At 65.0% G+C, this 14,513-nt stretch carries 12 protein-coding genes; 5 read left to right on the forward strand and 7 right to left on the reverse strand.

What is annotated here, in order from left to right; all coding sequences use genetic code 11:
* Positions 1 to 43: 43 nt before the first annotated feature.
* Positions 44 to 2,431 (reverse strand): TonB-dependent receptor, encoded by a 2,388-nt coding sequence (locus Q0071_RS02030; RefSeq protein WP_298164761.1) that lies wholly within the window; start codon positions 2,429 to 2,431, stop codon positions 44 to 46.
* A gap of 204 nt (positions 2,432 to 2,635) precedes the next feature.
* Here Q0071_RS02030 and Q0071_RS02035 point away from each other — a divergent pair, with 204 nt between their 5' ends.
* Positions 2,636 to 3,115 carry a MarR family transcriptional regulator gene (locus tag Q0071_RS02035; protein ID WP_298164764.1) on the forward strand — a complete coding sequence of 160 codons (480 nt, stop codon included), beginning with the start codon at positions 2,636 to 2,638 and terminating at the stop codon, positions 3,113 to 3,115.
* 115 nt (positions 3,116 to 3,230) lie between these two features.
* On the opposite strand, the gene Q0071_RS02040 is transcribed toward Q0071_RS02035, so the two are convergent.
* Positions 3,231 to 3,944 (reverse strand): nuclear transport factor 2 family protein, encoded by a 714-nt coding sequence (locus Q0071_RS02040; RefSeq protein WP_298164766.1) that lies wholly within the window; start codon positions 3,942 to 3,944, stop codon positions 3,231 to 3,233.
* Positions 3,945 to 4,060: 116 nt separating this feature from the next.
* Between Q0071_RS02040 and Q0071_RS02045 the strand changes: the two genes are divergently transcribed.
* From Q0071_RS02045 to Q0071_RS02060, 4 genes are all read left to right on the forward strand, one after another.
* Positions 4,061 to 5,665, forward strand: a complete 1,605-nt coding sequence (locus Q0071_RS02045) for an MFS transporter (RefSeq protein ID WP_298164768.1) — start codon at positions 4,061 to 4,063, stop codon at positions 5,663 to 5,665.
* Positions 5,662 to 6,576, forward strand: coding sequence for an SDR family oxidoreductase (locus Q0071_RS02050; RefSeq protein WP_298164770.1), 915 nt, complete (start codon positions 5,662 to 5,664; stop codon positions 6,574 to 6,576). The genes Q0071_RS02045 and Q0071_RS02050 overlap by 4 nt, the downstream gene beginning before the upstream one ends.
* A gap of 71 nt (positions 6,577 to 6,647) precedes the next feature.
* Entirely contained in the window at positions 6,648 to 7,523 is an 876-nt protein-coding gene (locus Q0071_RS02055) for a dienelactone hydrolase family protein (protein ID WP_298164772.1), read from the forward strand.
* 143 nt (positions 7,524 to 7,666) lie between these two features.
* On the forward strand, positions 7,667 to 8,050 hold the full coding sequence (locus Q0071_RS02060; protein ID WP_298164773.1) for a BLUF domain-containing protein: 384 nt from the start codon (positions 7,667 to 7,669) through the stop codon (positions 8,048 to 8,050).
* Here Q0071_RS02060 and Q0071_RS02065 read toward each other — a convergent pair.
* From Q0071_RS02065 to Q0071_RS02085, 5 genes are all read right to left on the reverse strand, one after another.
* Positions 8,047 to 8,436 (reverse strand): hypothetical protein, encoded by a 390-nt coding sequence (locus Q0071_RS02065; RefSeq protein ID WP_298164775.1) that lies wholly within the window; start codon positions 8,434 to 8,436, stop codon positions 8,047 to 8,049. The two genes, Q0071_RS02060 and Q0071_RS02065, sit on opposite strands and share 4 nt — an antisense overlap.
* A 37-nt stretch (positions 8,437 to 8,473) precedes the next feature.
* A complete protein-coding gene (locus tag Q0071_RS02070) occupies positions 8,474 to 9,391 on the reverse strand; it encodes an SDR family oxidoreductase (RefSeq protein ID WP_298164777.1) in 918 nt (305 codons plus the stop codon).
* The gene (locus tag Q0071_RS02075; protein ID WP_298164779.1) at positions 9,388 to 10,878 is read right to left on the reverse strand and encodes a carotenoid oxygenase family protein; all 1,491 of its coding nucleotides are present in this window, start codon (positions 10,876 to 10,878) and stop codon (positions 9,388 to 9,390) included. Before Q0071_RS02075 ends, Q0071_RS02070 begins: the two co-directional genes overlap by 4 nt.
* Positions 10,879 to 11,013: 135 nt before the next feature.
* The gene (locus tag Q0071_RS02080; RefSeq protein ID WP_298164782.1) at positions 11,014 to 13,566 is read right to left on the reverse strand and encodes a TonB-dependent receptor; all 2,553 of its coding nucleotides are present in this window, start codon (positions 13,564 to 13,566) and stop codon (positions 11,014 to 11,016) included.
* 119 nt (positions 13,567 to 13,685) lie between these two features.
* Positions 13,686 to 14,474, reverse strand: coding sequence for a CmcJ/NvfI family oxidoreductase (locus Q0071_RS02085; RefSeq protein WP_298164784.1), 789 nt, complete (start codon positions 14,472 to 14,474; stop codon positions 13,686 to 13,688).
* Positions 14,475 to 14,513 lie beyond the last annotated feature (39 nt).

Consider the following 14,513-nt stretch of genomic DNA (forward strand, 5'->3'; position numbering starts at 1 on the left):
TCGCTGGCCGCCCCTCCCCCCATGATCGGGAATGCCGGGTGGATCAGAACTTCTTCTGAACCGTAAGCGCCCATTCGCGCGGACGGCCGACCTGGCTGTAGATCGTGCCGGTGAACGCCTGCACCGCCGCAAAGCGGTAGGGCGTGTAGTACTTGTCGAACAGGTTCTGCACTTCGAACGAAACCGAGAGATCCTCGCTCTTGTTGCGCCACGTCAGGCGCGCGTTGCCCAGCGTATAGGCCGCCGCATAATCGATCGGCGCACCGCCCGCGATGCGGCCGATGTTGTTGCGGCCAAAGTAGCTGAGATCGAAGCGCGGCGTGATCGAGCCGGCCGAACCCAGCTCCGCGCGATATTGCACGCCAAACGCCCACTTCCACTTCGGTGTCGCGATCGGATCGCTCAGCAGCACGGCATTGCCCACGCGCGGATCGATGCGCGACCATTCGCCGTCGAGGTAGCTGACCGAACCGTCGAACGAGAGGCCGTCGATCGGATTGGCCTGAACCTCAAGCTCGACACCCTTGATCTTGCCGTCACCCGCGTTCTGGCGCGCACCGCACGGCGCGTTCGATCCCAGCGAGGCGCAGCTGATCAGCGGCAGCTGCACATCCTTGTAGTCGTTGTAGAACGCAGAAACGTTCACGCGCAGGCGGCGGTCGAACAGATCGGTCTTGAGGCCCACTTCGTAGGCCGTCACGGTTTCCGGCCCGAAGCTGCCGTTCAGCGCCTGCGGAGCATCGAACGGACGCGCGGTCACGCCGCCGCCCTTGAAGCCGGTACCGACCGTCACATAGGCCAGAACCTGCGGGCTGAAGCGGTAGTCCGCCGAAACGCGCCAGTCGACCTTGTTGCCGTCGAACGTCGCCTTCACGCCGTTGAGCGCGCCGAGGAAGTACGAGACCGAACCATCATAGTTCTGGCGCACGAAGGTATAGTCCTTGTGCTCCTCGGTGTAGCGCAGGCCGCCCGTCAGCGTCAGTCCCTCGATCGGCCGCGCGATCACCGTGCCGAACACCGCCTTGCTGTCCGCATTCACCGGATCGTTGCCGAGGAACTGGAAGTTCAGCCCCGGCGCGATGTAGCGGATGTCCTGCCGGGTGAAATAGGTCGAGCGCTGGTCGGAATAGAACCCGCCCAGAGTGAAGTCGATCTTGTCCCCGATCTTGCCGTTGAAGCGCAGCTCCTGGCTGAAGAACCAGAACTTGAGGTCGTTGTACCCCTGCCCGACCACGTTGAGGTCCGGCGTGAAGTCGTCGTCGGTGCCCCACTTCTGGCGGTATTCGCGGTAGGCGGTGATCGACTGGATGTTGAAGTTATCACCCAGCTTGAACGTGCCGTTGCCCGAAACGCCCCAGCCGGTGAACTTCACGCGGTTGGGCATGTAGTACCCGTCCTTCACCTGGCCCCACGGCCCGGGGATCGAAAGCCCCGGCGGCGGCGTGTTGCCCTGCCCGTAGAAGTTGGCGAAGGTGCAGAAGCGGCCGCACAGATAGGTGCTGCTCACCCGCGCCGGGTTCACCGAAGTGACGACCTCGGCGGCATTGGTGCGGTTTTCATAAGTGTAGTCGCCGGCAACGATGTAATCGATGCTGTCGTTCGGGTTGTAGCGCAGCGAGCCGCGTATGCCCGCGTAATTGCGCTCGCCCAGCTTGTCGATCAGGCAGCCCTGCCCGCTGCTCGGCCGTGCGCCGATGCCCTGCGCGTTGTTCGGATAGACGCAGCCATAGTCAAGCTGGCTTACATAGCCTTCCTGCCGCTTGTAGACGCCCGAGATGCGGCCATAGAGCCCATCGGCCAGCTTGAAGTTGGCGCTGCCACGCAAGTCGACGCGCTGGCGGCTGCCATAGACCGCTTCCACCGTGCCCGTATTCTCGTCGGTCGGCTTCTTGGAAAAGAGCTTGATCGCGCCGCCGATCGAGTTGCGGCCTGTCAGCGTGCCCTGCGGCCCGCGCAGCACTTCCACCCGGTCAAGGTCGAGCAGATCGAAGATGCCGCCGGTCAGCGTCGCATAGTAGACATCGTCGATGTACATGCCCACGCCCGGTTCATAGGCGGGGTTGAAATCGAACTGGCCGATGCCGCGGATCGAGGCGCCGAGCGAGGAGCCATAGGCACCGCCCTGCGCATTGAGCACCACGTTGGGCGCCTGCGCGGCGATCTGCGCAAGGTCGGTCTGGTTGCGCGAGGCGAGCAGGTTCGCATCGATCGCGGTGATCGAAAGCGGCGTATCCTGCAGCTTCTGCGAACGGAACTGCGCCGTGACGACGATTTCCTTGATGCTGCCGTTATCATCGGCCGACTGCGCGGCGTCCTGCGGCTGGGCCTGCGGCGCCTGCTGCGCCATTGCCGGAACAGCCAGCCCGCACGCGAGCGCAAGCGCGCTGCCAGCGGAAAATAGACGCAACGATAGCGTGGGTGTCTTCGCCATGGGTGATCCCCTCTCCTTGTGAAGCCCTCTGCGAGGCCGTTCTACCGTTTGTTAGTAAGGCATACTAATTTGACCTTTGCAAGTCCCTTGCGCCGCGTTGGAGACAGGTCTTTTTGCAGGGGGCAAGCTGTGCGCGCAGCCGGTCGTGCAGGTAGGTTTGCGCCCCCTCTTGCCGTCCCGCCCCGGCAACGCGATAAGCGCGCCATGGTTGCCATGCCCGCTCAGGATACTACCCCTGCCCGTCCCGATCTCGATCTGGGCGAAGATGCCGCACTCCTCGTCGATCTGCTAAAGCTCGGCACCTTCATCGCGCGGCCCATGCGCGAAGGGGTGGCGGAGCCGATGGGCCTCAGCCCCAACGATCTCAAGATCATCCTCGCGCTGGGCGGCGAAGGCGAACTCGCCGGGCACGAACTGTCCGAAATCATGGGCCTGCCGCCGATGAACGTAAGCCGCGCGATCGCCGCCCTCACCGCGCGCGGACTGGTCGAACTGGCCCCCGACGCCACCAACCGCCGCCGCAAGCCGGTGCGCCTGACGGCGGCGGGCATGGACCTGTTCCGCCAGACGATCCCGGCAATGGCAGCGGTCGGCGGGCACTTGTTCGCCGATTTCACCCCGAAGGAACGCGCGGTATTCCACGCGGCGGCGCAGGCGATTCTGGCGCGGATGACGGGGGGCTAGGGGCTGGGCTTTGCTGCTGCGGCCATAGCTTCGAGCAAAGCCCAAAACCTTCGTCGCCCCGTGCTTGACACGGGGCTTGGCTACCTTGCGTCGCCACCCGCGCAGCCCCCCTCCCTTACTTGTCCTTCAGCGCCGCAAACGCCTCCAGCCGGAACGCTTCCGCCAGTACCGGATGCGCAAAGCTCATCGGCACTTCCTGCCGGTGCGGCCAGGTCGGGCGGTAGTTTTCCTCGGGCAGGATCACATCCGGGCCCAGCGGATTCTCCGGGTAGCACACCACGGCGGGCTGCAGGTGCGAGACGGTATGCGCCCAGCCGGTCTCGTAATCGCCCTGCCACTGCATCAGGTAATCGAGCCGCTTGATCTTCCACACGCCGTTCTCTCGCACGTAGTCGTTCTCGTAGATGCCCGATTCCCAGAACTGCTGCGGCACGTGTTCGGGCTTGTTCGCCAGCACCTCGTCGTGCCAGCCGCCCGCCAGAATGCCCCGGAACCGCCCCTTGGCGGTCTGCCGATCGGGCGCGATGGTGATCACATCCTGCAGCTGGAAATGGTCGAGCAGGAAGCCATGGATCGGCCCGCGCTTGCCATCGGTGAACATGTTCTGGAACCACGTGCCGTAGAGCCGCATCACGCCCGCATGGCCGCGATACTCGCCCGAAAGGAACACCACCGCGCCGTCCTCGGCAAACAGGCCCGCCACTTCCTCGGGGCGGTTGTAATCGATGTAATAGCCATAGGCCATTTGCAGGCGGCGGATCGCGTTGATGTCCTCCAGCTCGCCCACGCGGTTTTCCAGCGCGGCAAGACGCGCTTCCAGATCAGACATTTACCCAGCTCCCATCGATTCCCCATTTGCGGGAAATTGTAAGCAAGGCTAACTAATCGCGAAACGATTGGCAATCGCCTCTGCTGCGGCCATGCTGCGGCAAAGGGGAGAGAAGAATGGATTCGATACGCGAGCCGGCGGGAGAGCCGTCGGTGGCCGACATCCGCACCGTGATAGCGGCATCGGCTGCCGGTACGGCCTTCGAATGGTACGATTTCTACATCTACGGCACGCTTGCGCCGCTGTTCGGCAAGCTTTTCTTCCCCGGCTCCAGCCCCGCCGCAGGCTTCCTCCTCGCGCTCGCCACATTCGGCATCGGCTTTGCCGCCCGCCCCTTCGGCGCGGCGATCTTCGGCACTTTCGGAGACCGCTTCGGCCGCAAGGTCACCTTCCTCGTCACCATCACCCTGATGGGCCTTGCCACCACCGCGATCGGCCTGCTTGGCACCTACGCGCAGTGGGGCATCGCCGCGCCGATCCTCCTGGTGGTGCTGCGGGCGCTGCAGGGCCTCGCGGTCGGCGGCGAATATGGCGGCGCGGTGATCTACGTTGCCGAACACGCGCCGCTCAGGAAGCGCGGGTTCTACACCGGCTGGATCCAGATCGGCGCCTCGGCAGGCTTCTCGCTCAGCCTTCTCGTCGTGCTCGCCACTGAAACACTGGTGGGCGAGGAAGCGTGGATCGCCTGGGGCTGGCGCATTCCCTTCATTTCCAGCCTCGTGCTCCTCGCCGTCTCGGTGTGGATGCGCCTCAAGCTTTCCGAAAGCCCGGTTTTCAGCGCGATGCAGAAAGCAGGCGAACTTGCCCGCACGCCGCTGCGCGAAGCCTATGCCACGCCAAAGCAGCTCCGCCGCCTGTTTGCGGCCACGTTCGGCGGCGCGGTTGGCCAGTCGATCTGCGGCTACGTGGGCATGATCCAGTTGCTCAATTTCATGCAGGTCTCGGTCCACATGGATCCGGTGCTCACCCGCACGCTGCTCATCGGCGTCCTTGCGGTCCTCGCCTTCACCAATGTCCTCGCGGGCTGGCTTTCCGATTTCGTGGGGCGCAAGCCGGTGGTTCTGGCGGGCTATCTCATGATGCTCGTGGTGCTGTTCCCCGGCTTCCAGCTAATCGCCGATCAGGCCAATCCCGCCCTTGCCCGCGCCGCGAAGGAGCATCCTGTCGTCGTCTCCGGCGCAGACTGCACCTTCAATCCCTTCGCGCAGCACGGCCAGGCCAGCGCCTGCGGCAAAGTGCTCGATACCCTCACCCGCGCCGGCGTGCCCTATACCAAGCAGGATGCGCCTGCCGGGTCGGCGCCCGTCGTCACCGTGGGCGGCACGCCTGCATCGCTGGACGCGCTCCAGCCTGCGCTCAAGGCAGCCGGCTACACCACGGAGCCGGTCACCCCGCCCGTCGGCAATCTCTTCATCATCGTCATCGCCATGGTCGTGGTCGGCCTGCCCGGCATTCTCACCTACGGCCCGATGGGCGCGTGGCTAACCGAGCAGTTCCCCGCCCGCACGCGCTATTCCTCGCTCGCCACGTCCTACAACTTCGGCGTCGGCATTTTCGCGGGCTTCATGCCCTTCATCGTGCAGGCCATCGTGGCCACCACCGGCAGCGTGATGGCGGGCTTCTGGTATCCCTTCATCATGGTCGTCATCGCCGCCGTGGTGGCGCTGTTCGGCCTGCCCGAAACGGCTGGCAAGCGCCTCAAGGAAAGCAAAAGCGCATGAGTTTCGAAGGACAAGTCGCCTTCATCACCGGCGGCGTCACCGGCATCGGCCTCGGCATCGCGCAGGCCTTCAGCGATGCGGGTCTGCGCCTCGCGCTCAGCTACCGCAACGAAGACCACCGCGCCCAGACCGCCGCGTGGTTCGCCGCCAAGGGCCGCGAAGAGCCGCTCTTCATCAAGCTCGACGTGACCGACCGCGCCGCCTTCGCCGAAGCCGCCGCACAAGTGGAAGCCCATTTCGGCGCAGTCCACGTCCTCGTCAACAACGCGGGGGTCAGCGTGTTCGGCCCCACTGATGAGGCCAGCTACGCCGATTACGACTGGATCATGGGCGTCAACTTCGGCGGCGTGGTGAACGGTGTCGTCAGCTTCCTGCCCAAGCTCAAGGCCGCCTCCGGCCGCCGCCATGTCGTCAACGTCGCCAGCATGGCCGCCTTCCTCCCCGGCCCGCAGGCGGGCATCTACACCGCCAGCAAGTTTGCCGTGCGCGGCCTGACGGAATCGCTGCGCTACAATCTCGCCCCCCACGGCATCGGCTGCTCGCTCTGCTGCCCCGCGCTGACTCGCACCAACGCGTGGAACTCTGCGCTGAAGCGCCCCGCAGAATTCGGCGATAGCGGCTTTGCGCGGCCCGAACGCAGCGAACTCGAACAGTTCGGCACCGCTTTCGAAGCCGGCATGGACCCGTATGAAGTCGGCACCAAGATCCTCGCCGGAATGGAGCGCGGAGACGGGCTTATCCTCACCCACCCCGAATTCGCCGAGGACTTCCGCGAGATCTACGAAAAGAGCCTCGCCGCCCTGCCGGATGAGGAAGCTCCGCCCGCCCGGCTCGAAATCGAGCGCCTGCGCCGCGCCGCGATGACCGCTGCGGAGGCCGGAACGGTGATCGGGCTTGGTGACCTGACCTGAGAGGCGCTTGCATGGCCCGCCCGCCGCGATAGTCTGCCCCACGCGCGCCACCCCAGCGAAAGGCCCATCCCATGTGTGACGAACTGACCGAAGCCGAAAACGCCCTCTGGCTCAGCCGCCGCCAGTTCAGTGCCGCCGGTGCCAGCGCTGCCGTGCTCGCCAGCCTGCCGGGCTGCGGCATGGCGCAGGAGGCCGCAGGCGTGAAAGGCCGCGCCGTCACCGTCACCACGCCCGATGGCAAGGTCGATGCCTGGTTCTATGCGCCCGAGACCGGCAAACACCCCGCCGTGATCATGTGGCCCGATATCGCCGGCCTGCGCGAGGCCTACAAGACCATGGCCGCCCGCCTCGCCTCCGCCGGTTACGCCGTCCTCGTGGTCAACCACTACTACCGCGGCGCCGTCGCCCCGGTGCTCGATTCGCTCGTCGCGTGGCGCACGCCGGAAGGGCAGGCCAAGCTCAAGCCGCTCATCGCCGGGATCACCCCCGCCGGCACGATGAGCGATGCCAAGGCCTTCGCAGCGTGGCTCGACGGCCAAGCCGAAGTCGATACCGCCAAGCGCATCGGCACCTGCGGCTATTGCATGGGCGGTCCCTACACCGTGCGCACCGCCGCCGCCGTGCCGGACCGCATCGGCGCCGCTGCCTCGTTCCACGGCGCAGGCCTTGTCGGCGAAAGCCCGGACAGCCCGGTCAACTTGCTGGCCAAGACCAAGGCCGGCTTCCTCTTCGCCATCGCCCAGAACGATGACGCCAGCGCACCCGGTGACAAGACCGCGCTTGCCGCCGCTGCCAAGGCTGCCGGCCGCCCCGCCGAGGTCGAGGTCTACCCCGCCCAGCACGGCTGGTGCACCATCGATGCGCCGATCTACGACAAGCCGCAGGCCGAAAAGGCGTGGAGCCGCATGCTCGCGCTCTATGCGGCCAATCTCCAGACCAGCGGATAGCGGCATCCAAGCCACACTCTGTGGTACTTTTGGGTCTTGTCGGGTCCATGCCTCTTCCAATTTCGGTGAGGATGCATAAGCTCAATTAGTATTCCATGGCCGCACAACGGGTGCGGAGTGGATAGGACAGGACCCGTCCGCCCATGCGCCTGTGGAAGTTGTCCTACACCAGCATCGCCGTGGCCACGCATGAGGCGGCGATGCGGCAAGTCCGGGAAATCTGCGCCTTCTCCGGCGATCGCAATGCGCGGATCGGCGTGTCCAGCGTGCTCACGCTTCACAAGGGGAAGTTCGCCCAGGTGCTCGAAGGCCCAGAGGACGCGGTGCGCGCGGTGCTGCGCCGGATCAAGGGCGATCCGCGCCATCACAGCCTCACCCTCGTCGCCGATGCCCCGCTCGTCGCACGCCGCTACAACGGCCTCGCGATGGCCTACCGCGATCCAAAAACGTTCCTCGCCGAACAGATCGACGACATCCTCCAGCAGACCGCCGACGTCGTGCGCGCCATGAAGGCAACCTGGCACTAGGCTCTGCTGCGCGGCGCAAGCACCGCGAACACCGCGAAACACACCGCAATCCCAGCCAAAGTGGCCAGCACATCCTGCCAATCGAACACGAGATTGCGGCTGAGCATCTGCACGCCTTCCCAGCCCAGCAGCCCCCCGCCGCTGATCGCCGCGCTCACCCGGAAGCGCTGGCGCTCCCCTTGGCCATCCGCGCCGGGTCGCTGCTCTGCCCACGCCCCCAGCAGCACGAAAGTGATCGCAATCGCCGCCGCGAAATTGGGGCCGACGCCGATCAGGTAGGTCAGCACCGCGCCGTGCTGCAGATGCTCCTGCCGCGCCCACTGCACCAGCGTCAGCAACCCGAGACCGCCCAGCCCCGCCAGCCCATACCGTGTCGACTGCTTCATCGGCCCCGTCCTTTCGGAACCGCAGATTAGCAGATGCTCACACGCTGCGCAGCATCTCCGCGTTGTCCTCGATCATCTGCCGCACCGAACGCGCCTCGCGCCCGGTCAGTCGCTCGACATCATCGGTGCAGACTTCGAGGAACCCCTCGCGGATGGCCTGACCGAAGGTCACCATATCGTCGCTGTTCCACGGGATGCCTGCCACGCTCTGGTCATCGACCGGGCGGCGCGGAATGCCCATGGCATCGAACATGGCATATTGTTCGTCGTCGGTGGTCGCAACATAGGCCACGGGGCGCCCCGTCACCTCCGCCATGATCGCCGCCACTTCGCGGAAGGTCTGCAATTCCGGTCCGGTGATGTTGTAGACTTGGCCCTCATGTCCCTCGCCCAGCAGCACCGCTGCAGCAGCGGCGATGCAGTCGTCGCGCCAGACCATCGCCTCCAGCCCCTCGCCCGCATTGCTCACCCATTGGCCGCTCTGCATCACTTGCGGGCCGGCCATCAGGATCATCGCATCGGCATAGTGCGCATCACGCAGCATGGTCCACGCCATGCCAGAGGCGCGGATCAGCCGCTCGGTCTCGATATGATCGTGGCGCACTTCGGCCGGGTTTGCCGGATCATCGATGCCGATGAAGCTGGTATAGGCAATGTGCTTCACGCCCGCCGCCGCCGCTGCATCGATCGCCGCCTTGTGCTGCACCACCCGCGCGCCGACCCGGGTGCCGGAAATGAGCAGCATCTTCTCCGCCCCCTGCACCGCCTCGGCCAGCGTTTCGGGCTTGTCGAAATCGCCATAGCGCACGGTGCAGCCCTGGCTCACGCGGTCCGCCAGCTTGGCGGGCGAGCGCGTGATCAGGATCAGGTCTGCCGCGCGCCCCGCCGCGATCAGCCGGTCGGTCAGCCCCCGGCCATAATTGCCCGAAGCGCCGGTGAGGACGATGCGGCTCATGCAGCAGTATCCAGTTCGGCCTGCGGCACCCACCAGCCGTGCACTTGCGGGCGCAGGCGCAGCGGGATGGTCACCTTGGCCACCGGCCCTGCCGCGATGTTGCCAGCGTCGAGCACCCACGCCTCATGCGCGAATGCATTGTCGCCGATCTGCTGGTCCACGATCGTCACCAGCCAGCCTTCATGCGCTGGATCGGCGGCGGGCACATGCACCGGCTCGTTGAACCCGGCCATCGGGGGCAAGGCCAGAGCCTGCGGTGGGCGCTTTTGCGCCTGCGGCGAGCTGGCCCGCATATCCAGCCGCAACAGCAGGTTGAACATCGCGCCCACCGGCCCACCCAGCAGCGGTGGCCCCTGAAGCTCGGGGTTCATCGTCAGCATCCAGCCATGCGTATAGGGCCGCCCCTGCTTCGCCGCGGGGATCACCGGGAAATCGCCCGGAGGTCCGATGATGGTCGCCGTCACATCACCGCCATCCGCCTTGGGATCGACTGTCCACCGCGTCAGCGCGCCCTGCACCTCCCACGGCTGCAAGTGGATGCCCGAAGGCTCGCGGATGAAGGCAAAGGCATTGGTCGAATTGAGGCAGGCGTCGAAGTGGAGCAGGCCACCTTCATCTTCCCACGCGTTCATCATGTGGTAGGAATGGACGCCCTTCGGCCCTTTGAACCAGCGGATCTCGGAAACGTCGCCATAGCGCGGCATCACGCCCAGCCACGAATCCAGCTCCGGCTCATGGTGCCAGTGCTCGCCGCCGGCCTTCAGCCGTTCGAGGTCCGCTGTCGTCGGATAGATCGGAAACAGCGCATAGTTCTCGCTGATCGTGAAATCATGCATCATCGCGCAGTAGGGCGCATCGAACCACTGCTCGCTCTTCAGCGTGCCGTCCGGCCCCACCACGCAATAGGAAACCTTCGTCGAGGCCAGCCCATCGGCCTCATAGCCATAGCAGAACAGTTCCTTCGTCGCGGGATCAATCCGCACATGCGCGGTCATCGTCTCCGATTTCAGCGCCCCGCCGAAGTCATACGAGCCCAGCGTTTCGAGCGTCACGGGATCGACGCGGTAGGGCCGCCCATCCTCCTTCGCCATCAGCATGCGGCCCGCGTGCCAGACCGGCGTGGTGTTCGCCACCGTGCGGTCCACGCCCGCAACATCGACATCATCGGTAAACGGGTTGCGATACTTGCCGAAGCGCGCATGCCCCGCTGCCTTCTCCGCCAGATAGCGCGCGGTCTCGACAAAGCGGATCGCGAAGTCAGCCGTGCCATCGGCATTGAACGAAAGCCGGCTCACCATGCCGTCGCCCGAAAGCGTGTGGTCATTTTCGAACTTGGGCGGGAACGCAGGATCCGGCACCGCACGGTAAAAGCTGCCGCGCACTTCGGGCGGCAGCGTGCCTTCCACCGTCAGCCCGGTCAGGCTGGCTTCCTGCCCTACGGGTTCATTGAGCCCGGCGAAGTACATTGTCTGCGGAAACGCGCCCATAAGCCCCATCCCATCCTATCATTTGTTACGATAGGTGTAGCGCACAGGCAGAGGATTTCAACCGATTCCGCAAAAGGAAAGGGCCGCCCCACCGAAGCGGAGCGGCCCCTTGCCTTGTTCAGGAAAGCGCGCGGATCAGAACGTGCGCTTGACCGTCAGCGCCCAGGTGCGCGGCAGGCCGGGGTTGGCCGTGATCACGCCCAGCGGGCCCTCCACGTTCTCGACCGTGTTGTAATAGTACTTGTTGAACACGTTCTGCACTTCGGCTGCCACCATCCAGTTCTTGTCGGAAGTGGTATAGCTCAGCCGCGCATTGCCGAGGAAGCGGCCATCGACCTGATTTTCGACGGCATTGAACGCTTCGGTGAACATCGACGACTGGTACGAACCATCGAAACGGGCGCTTACCACGCCGCCGCTGCCCATCGTGTAGTCATACTGCGCGCCGAAGCTCCAGTTCCACTTCGGCGTGAACGGCGTCACGTCGTTCAGTGGAACGCCGGTGGTGCCGGTGTTCGTGTACTTGAAGTGCAGGTAGCTGAGCGAACCGTCCAGCGTGAAGCCTTCCACGGGGCGGATCGTCGTTTCGGCTTCCAGACCCCAGACATTCGCCTTGCCGACGTTGGCCGGAAGGAGGCACGGGGCCGCCGGGCAGCGCGTCAGCGTCAGGATAATGTTGTCGTACTTGTTGTAGAAGCCCGACATGTTGAAGCGTAGCTTGCGATCGAAAAGGTCGGTCTTGATGCCCGCTTCATAGGTCGTGATCGTTTCAGGCTGGAACGACTTGATCTGGTTGCACGGTGCCAGCACGCCAGCCGGCAGTGCCGAGCATTCGCCCGCCGAAGGACCGAAGAACGGACGCGGGTTCACGCCGCCGCCCTTGTAGCCGGTCGAGACCGAGGCATATGCGAAGACTTCCGGGCTGAACCGGTAATCGGTTTCCACGCGCCAGTCGGTGCGCTGGCCCTTGAACTGGCCGGTCACATTGTAGAGGCCGATCAGCAGGCAGTTCGGCGAGTTGCCGATGCCGGTCGGGCCAGCCGTCGGTGCACCAAGGAAGAACTCGCATGGCAGTGGTCCAGGCACGGTGCCATCCGGGTTGGACCGGAAGTAGGTATAGTCCTTCTTGTCCCAGGTATGGCGGATGCCGCCGGTCACGCCCCACGCGTCGGTGATGTGGAACGTGCCGTTGAAGAACAGCGCCTTAGAGGTGGACGGCGTGCTGTCCGGCCCGTGGATGAAGTCGATGCCCGCGTAGTTCAGGTCGACGCGCGCATTGTAAGTGCCGTTCTGGTCGAAGTAGAACCCGCCCAGCGTATACTCGATGCGCTTGTCCATGAAGCTGCCGTTAAGGCGCAGTTCCTGGCTCCACGCGCGGTGGCGCAGCTTGTTGTCGAGCTGCGCGACCGGAATCGGCGAGCCGTCCTGATCGAAGCCGAAGCTCATCTTGTAGCGGCGGAACGAGGAGATCCAGACCGCGGTCAGGTTGTCAGCCAGCTTCGCCGTCACGTTGCCCGTCACGCCCCAGCCATCGAAGTTCTGGCCATTGGTCGCCGTATAGGGCTTGAACGGTGCCTGGCTGGTCGGCGTGCGCGCATCGACGAAGTTGGCATAGTTGATGAAGCGCGCGTCATAACCGGTGGGCGTGGTGCTGCCTTGAGTGCCGAAACGCGTGGTGTAGGGGACGAAGGCGTTGCTCAGCGGCACCGAAGTGCCATCCTTGCCGACCAGCCACGGAATGCCTTCCGGCGTGGTGGCAGCCCTTGGGATTTCCTTCCCGTTGGCGTCACGTGCACCTGCAAACAAAAGCACTTGCGCACCCGAATCGTTGCGCTCGCGGGTGTAGTCACCGGCAAGGTTCACTTCGATATCGGGCGTCGCTTCCCAGCGCAGCGCGATGCGTGCGGCGGAGAACGAACGGCCACCCAGCGTGCCGCGCTCGATGCCATCACCCTTGGCGTTGTTGGCGCGCACGTTGGATGTGGGGTGCGCCAGACCATAGTCGAGCAGCTTCACATAGCCGTCGGTGTTCTTGGTCGCGCCCGAAATACGCGCGGACAGCGTATCGGTGATCTTGAAATCGGCCATGCCGCGCACGTCGATGCGGTTGTAGGCACCATAGGTTGCCTGCAGGTAGCCGCCGCCTTCGCCGGTGGGCTTCTTGGAGAACAGCTTGATGGCGCCGCCGATCGAGTTGCGGCCTGCCAGTGTGCCCTGGGGGCCGCGCAGCACTTCGACGCGCTCGAGGTCCATCAGGTCGAGCAGCGAGCTCGACAGCGTCGGGATGTAGACGTCGTCGACATAGATGCCGACGCCCGGCTCAAGCGCGTAGTTGAAGTCGGTCTGGCCGATGCCACGGATGAACGCAATGAGGCCGATACCGCCGCTCTGCGGCTGGTTGCGCAGCACCACGTTCGGTGCCTGGTTCGTGATCTGCGAAATGTCGGTCTGCCCGCGGGCTTCCAGCACCGCCGAGTTCACCGCAGTGATCGCCAGCGGCGTATCCTGCAGCTTCTGCGCGCGGAACTGCGCGGTAACGACGATTTCCTGCGAAGCAGCGTTGTTGGCAGCGGACTCTTCTGCCGCCTGCGGTGCAGCGGTCTGCTGCGCGAAGGCCGGCACGGAGACTACTGCAGCGGTAATGCCGAGAAGACGCGCAACGCGCCTCGCGGCCGACAATCTGGCCATGGTCACCCTCCCTTTGTTGACGATCTACTCGTTCAATCAGGTATGAGTCATAACAATTCTGACGGCGGAAGCAATCTCCGGCCTGTCTAAAATGTATGTTTCACGCACAAACTGTTGCCTCAGCGCCACCACCACGCCGTTGCACGCATCTCGATGCTCACTCGCGGCGGCGCGTCGGCGGGGCAGCCGGGCAGATCGAAGGCCACGTGCGGCACATGGATGGCCCGCGCCGGATCGCTGTCGTGGGTCTTGAACAGGATCGCCTCGTCCGCGTTCAGATCGAGGAAGGCATGCCAGCGGTGCGCGGCATTGTGCGCCACCACCAGCCCCTCGAACGACCATTCCGGCTTGCCCGGCTCGTCAAACACCGCATCCGCCGCGATCAGATCATCCGCTGTCAGCGAGCGCGCATCGCACAGCGCCAGCGGCACATCCTGCGGCGCGGGCGAAAGCGCGCGCCATACGTTGTAGTGCGCGCAGCGGGCAAAGGGCCGCCCGCCCGCACCCGCTTGTGCAAACCGCGCCGCCGTCACAGCGGAAATGTCGATATGCGCAAAGCGCGCCGGCATCGAATTGTTGAGACTGCCAGCGAGGCCAGACCGCTCCGAGAACCGCAGCAGCCCCGGCGCGCCGACATGGACATGGTCCGCGCCGGTCTCGGCCTGCACCAGTTCCTCGATCTCACGCATATGGACCCGCGCCACTTCCTCGCGGTCCCGGAAATCGCGCACCGCGCTCCGGTGCGAAACGAGCTGGAAGCCCTCGCGGTCGATCCCCGTCCCGGCGGCGCGCCCATCCAGCACCGGCATCAGGACCGGCGCGATCTCCACCTCATCGCGCTCATGCGCATTGGCATAATAGCGCGGGCGGGCAAACGTGCGCCCCGAATAGGCGATCATGGCTTCCATCGCTCAGCCTCCTCTAGCGCGCCCTCACACATGCGGGAG

The sequence above is a fragment of the Novosphingobium sp. genome (assembly GCF_027486195.1).
Classification (GTDB): Bacteria; Pseudomonadota; Alphaproteobacteria; order Sphingomonadales; family Sphingomonadaceae; genus Novosphingobium.

Excerpts from the sequence above, each read along its gene's own strand:
- Q0071_RS02030 (WP_298164761.1), bottom strand. The coding sequence starts at position 2,431 with ATGGCGAAGACACCCACGCTATCGTTGCGTCTATTTTCCGCTGGCAGC.
- Q0071_RS02035 (WP_298164764.1), top strand. The coding sequence starts at position 2,636 with ATGGTTGCCATGCCCGCTCAGGATACTACCCCTGCCCGTCCCGATCTC.
- Q0071_RS02040 (WP_298164766.1), bottom strand. The coding sequence starts at position 3,944 with ATGTCTGATCTGGAAGCGCGTCTTGCCGCGCTGGAAAACCGCGTGGGC.
- Q0071_RS02045 (WP_298164768.1), top strand. The coding sequence starts at position 4,061 with ATGGATTCGATACGCGAGCCGGCGGGAGAGCCGTCGGTGGCCGACATC.
- Q0071_RS02050 (WP_298164770.1), top strand. The coding sequence starts at position 5,662 with ATGAGTTTCGAAGGACAAGTCGCCTTCATCACCGGCGGCGTCACCGGC.
- Q0071_RS02055 (WP_298164772.1), top strand. The coding sequence starts at position 6,648 with ATGTGTGACGAACTGACCGAAGCCGAAAACGCCCTCTGGCTCAGCCGC.
- Q0071_RS02060 (WP_298164773.1), top strand. The coding sequence starts at position 7,667 with ATGCGCCTGTGGAAGTTGTCCTACACCAGCATCGCCGTGGCCACGCAT.
- Q0071_RS02065 (WP_298164775.1), bottom strand. The coding sequence starts at position 8,436 with ATGAAGCAGTCGACACGGTATGGGCTGGCGGGGCTGGGCGGTCTCGGG.
- Q0071_RS02070 (WP_298164777.1), bottom strand. The coding sequence starts at position 9,391 with ATGAGCCGCATCGTCCTCACCGGCGCTTCGGGCAATTATGGCCGGGGG.
- Q0071_RS02075 (WP_298164779.1), bottom strand. The coding sequence starts at position 10,878 with ATGGGCGCGTTTCCGCAGACAATGTACTTCGCCGGGCTCAATGAACCC.
- Q0071_RS02080 (WP_298164782.1), bottom strand. The coding sequence starts at position 13,566 with ATGGCCAGATTGTCGGCCGCGAGGCGCGTTGCGCGTCTTCTCGGCATT.
- Q0071_RS02085 (WP_298164784.1), bottom strand. The coding sequence starts at position 14,474 with ATGGAAGCCATGATCGCCTATTCGGGGCGCACGTTTGCCCGCCCGCGC.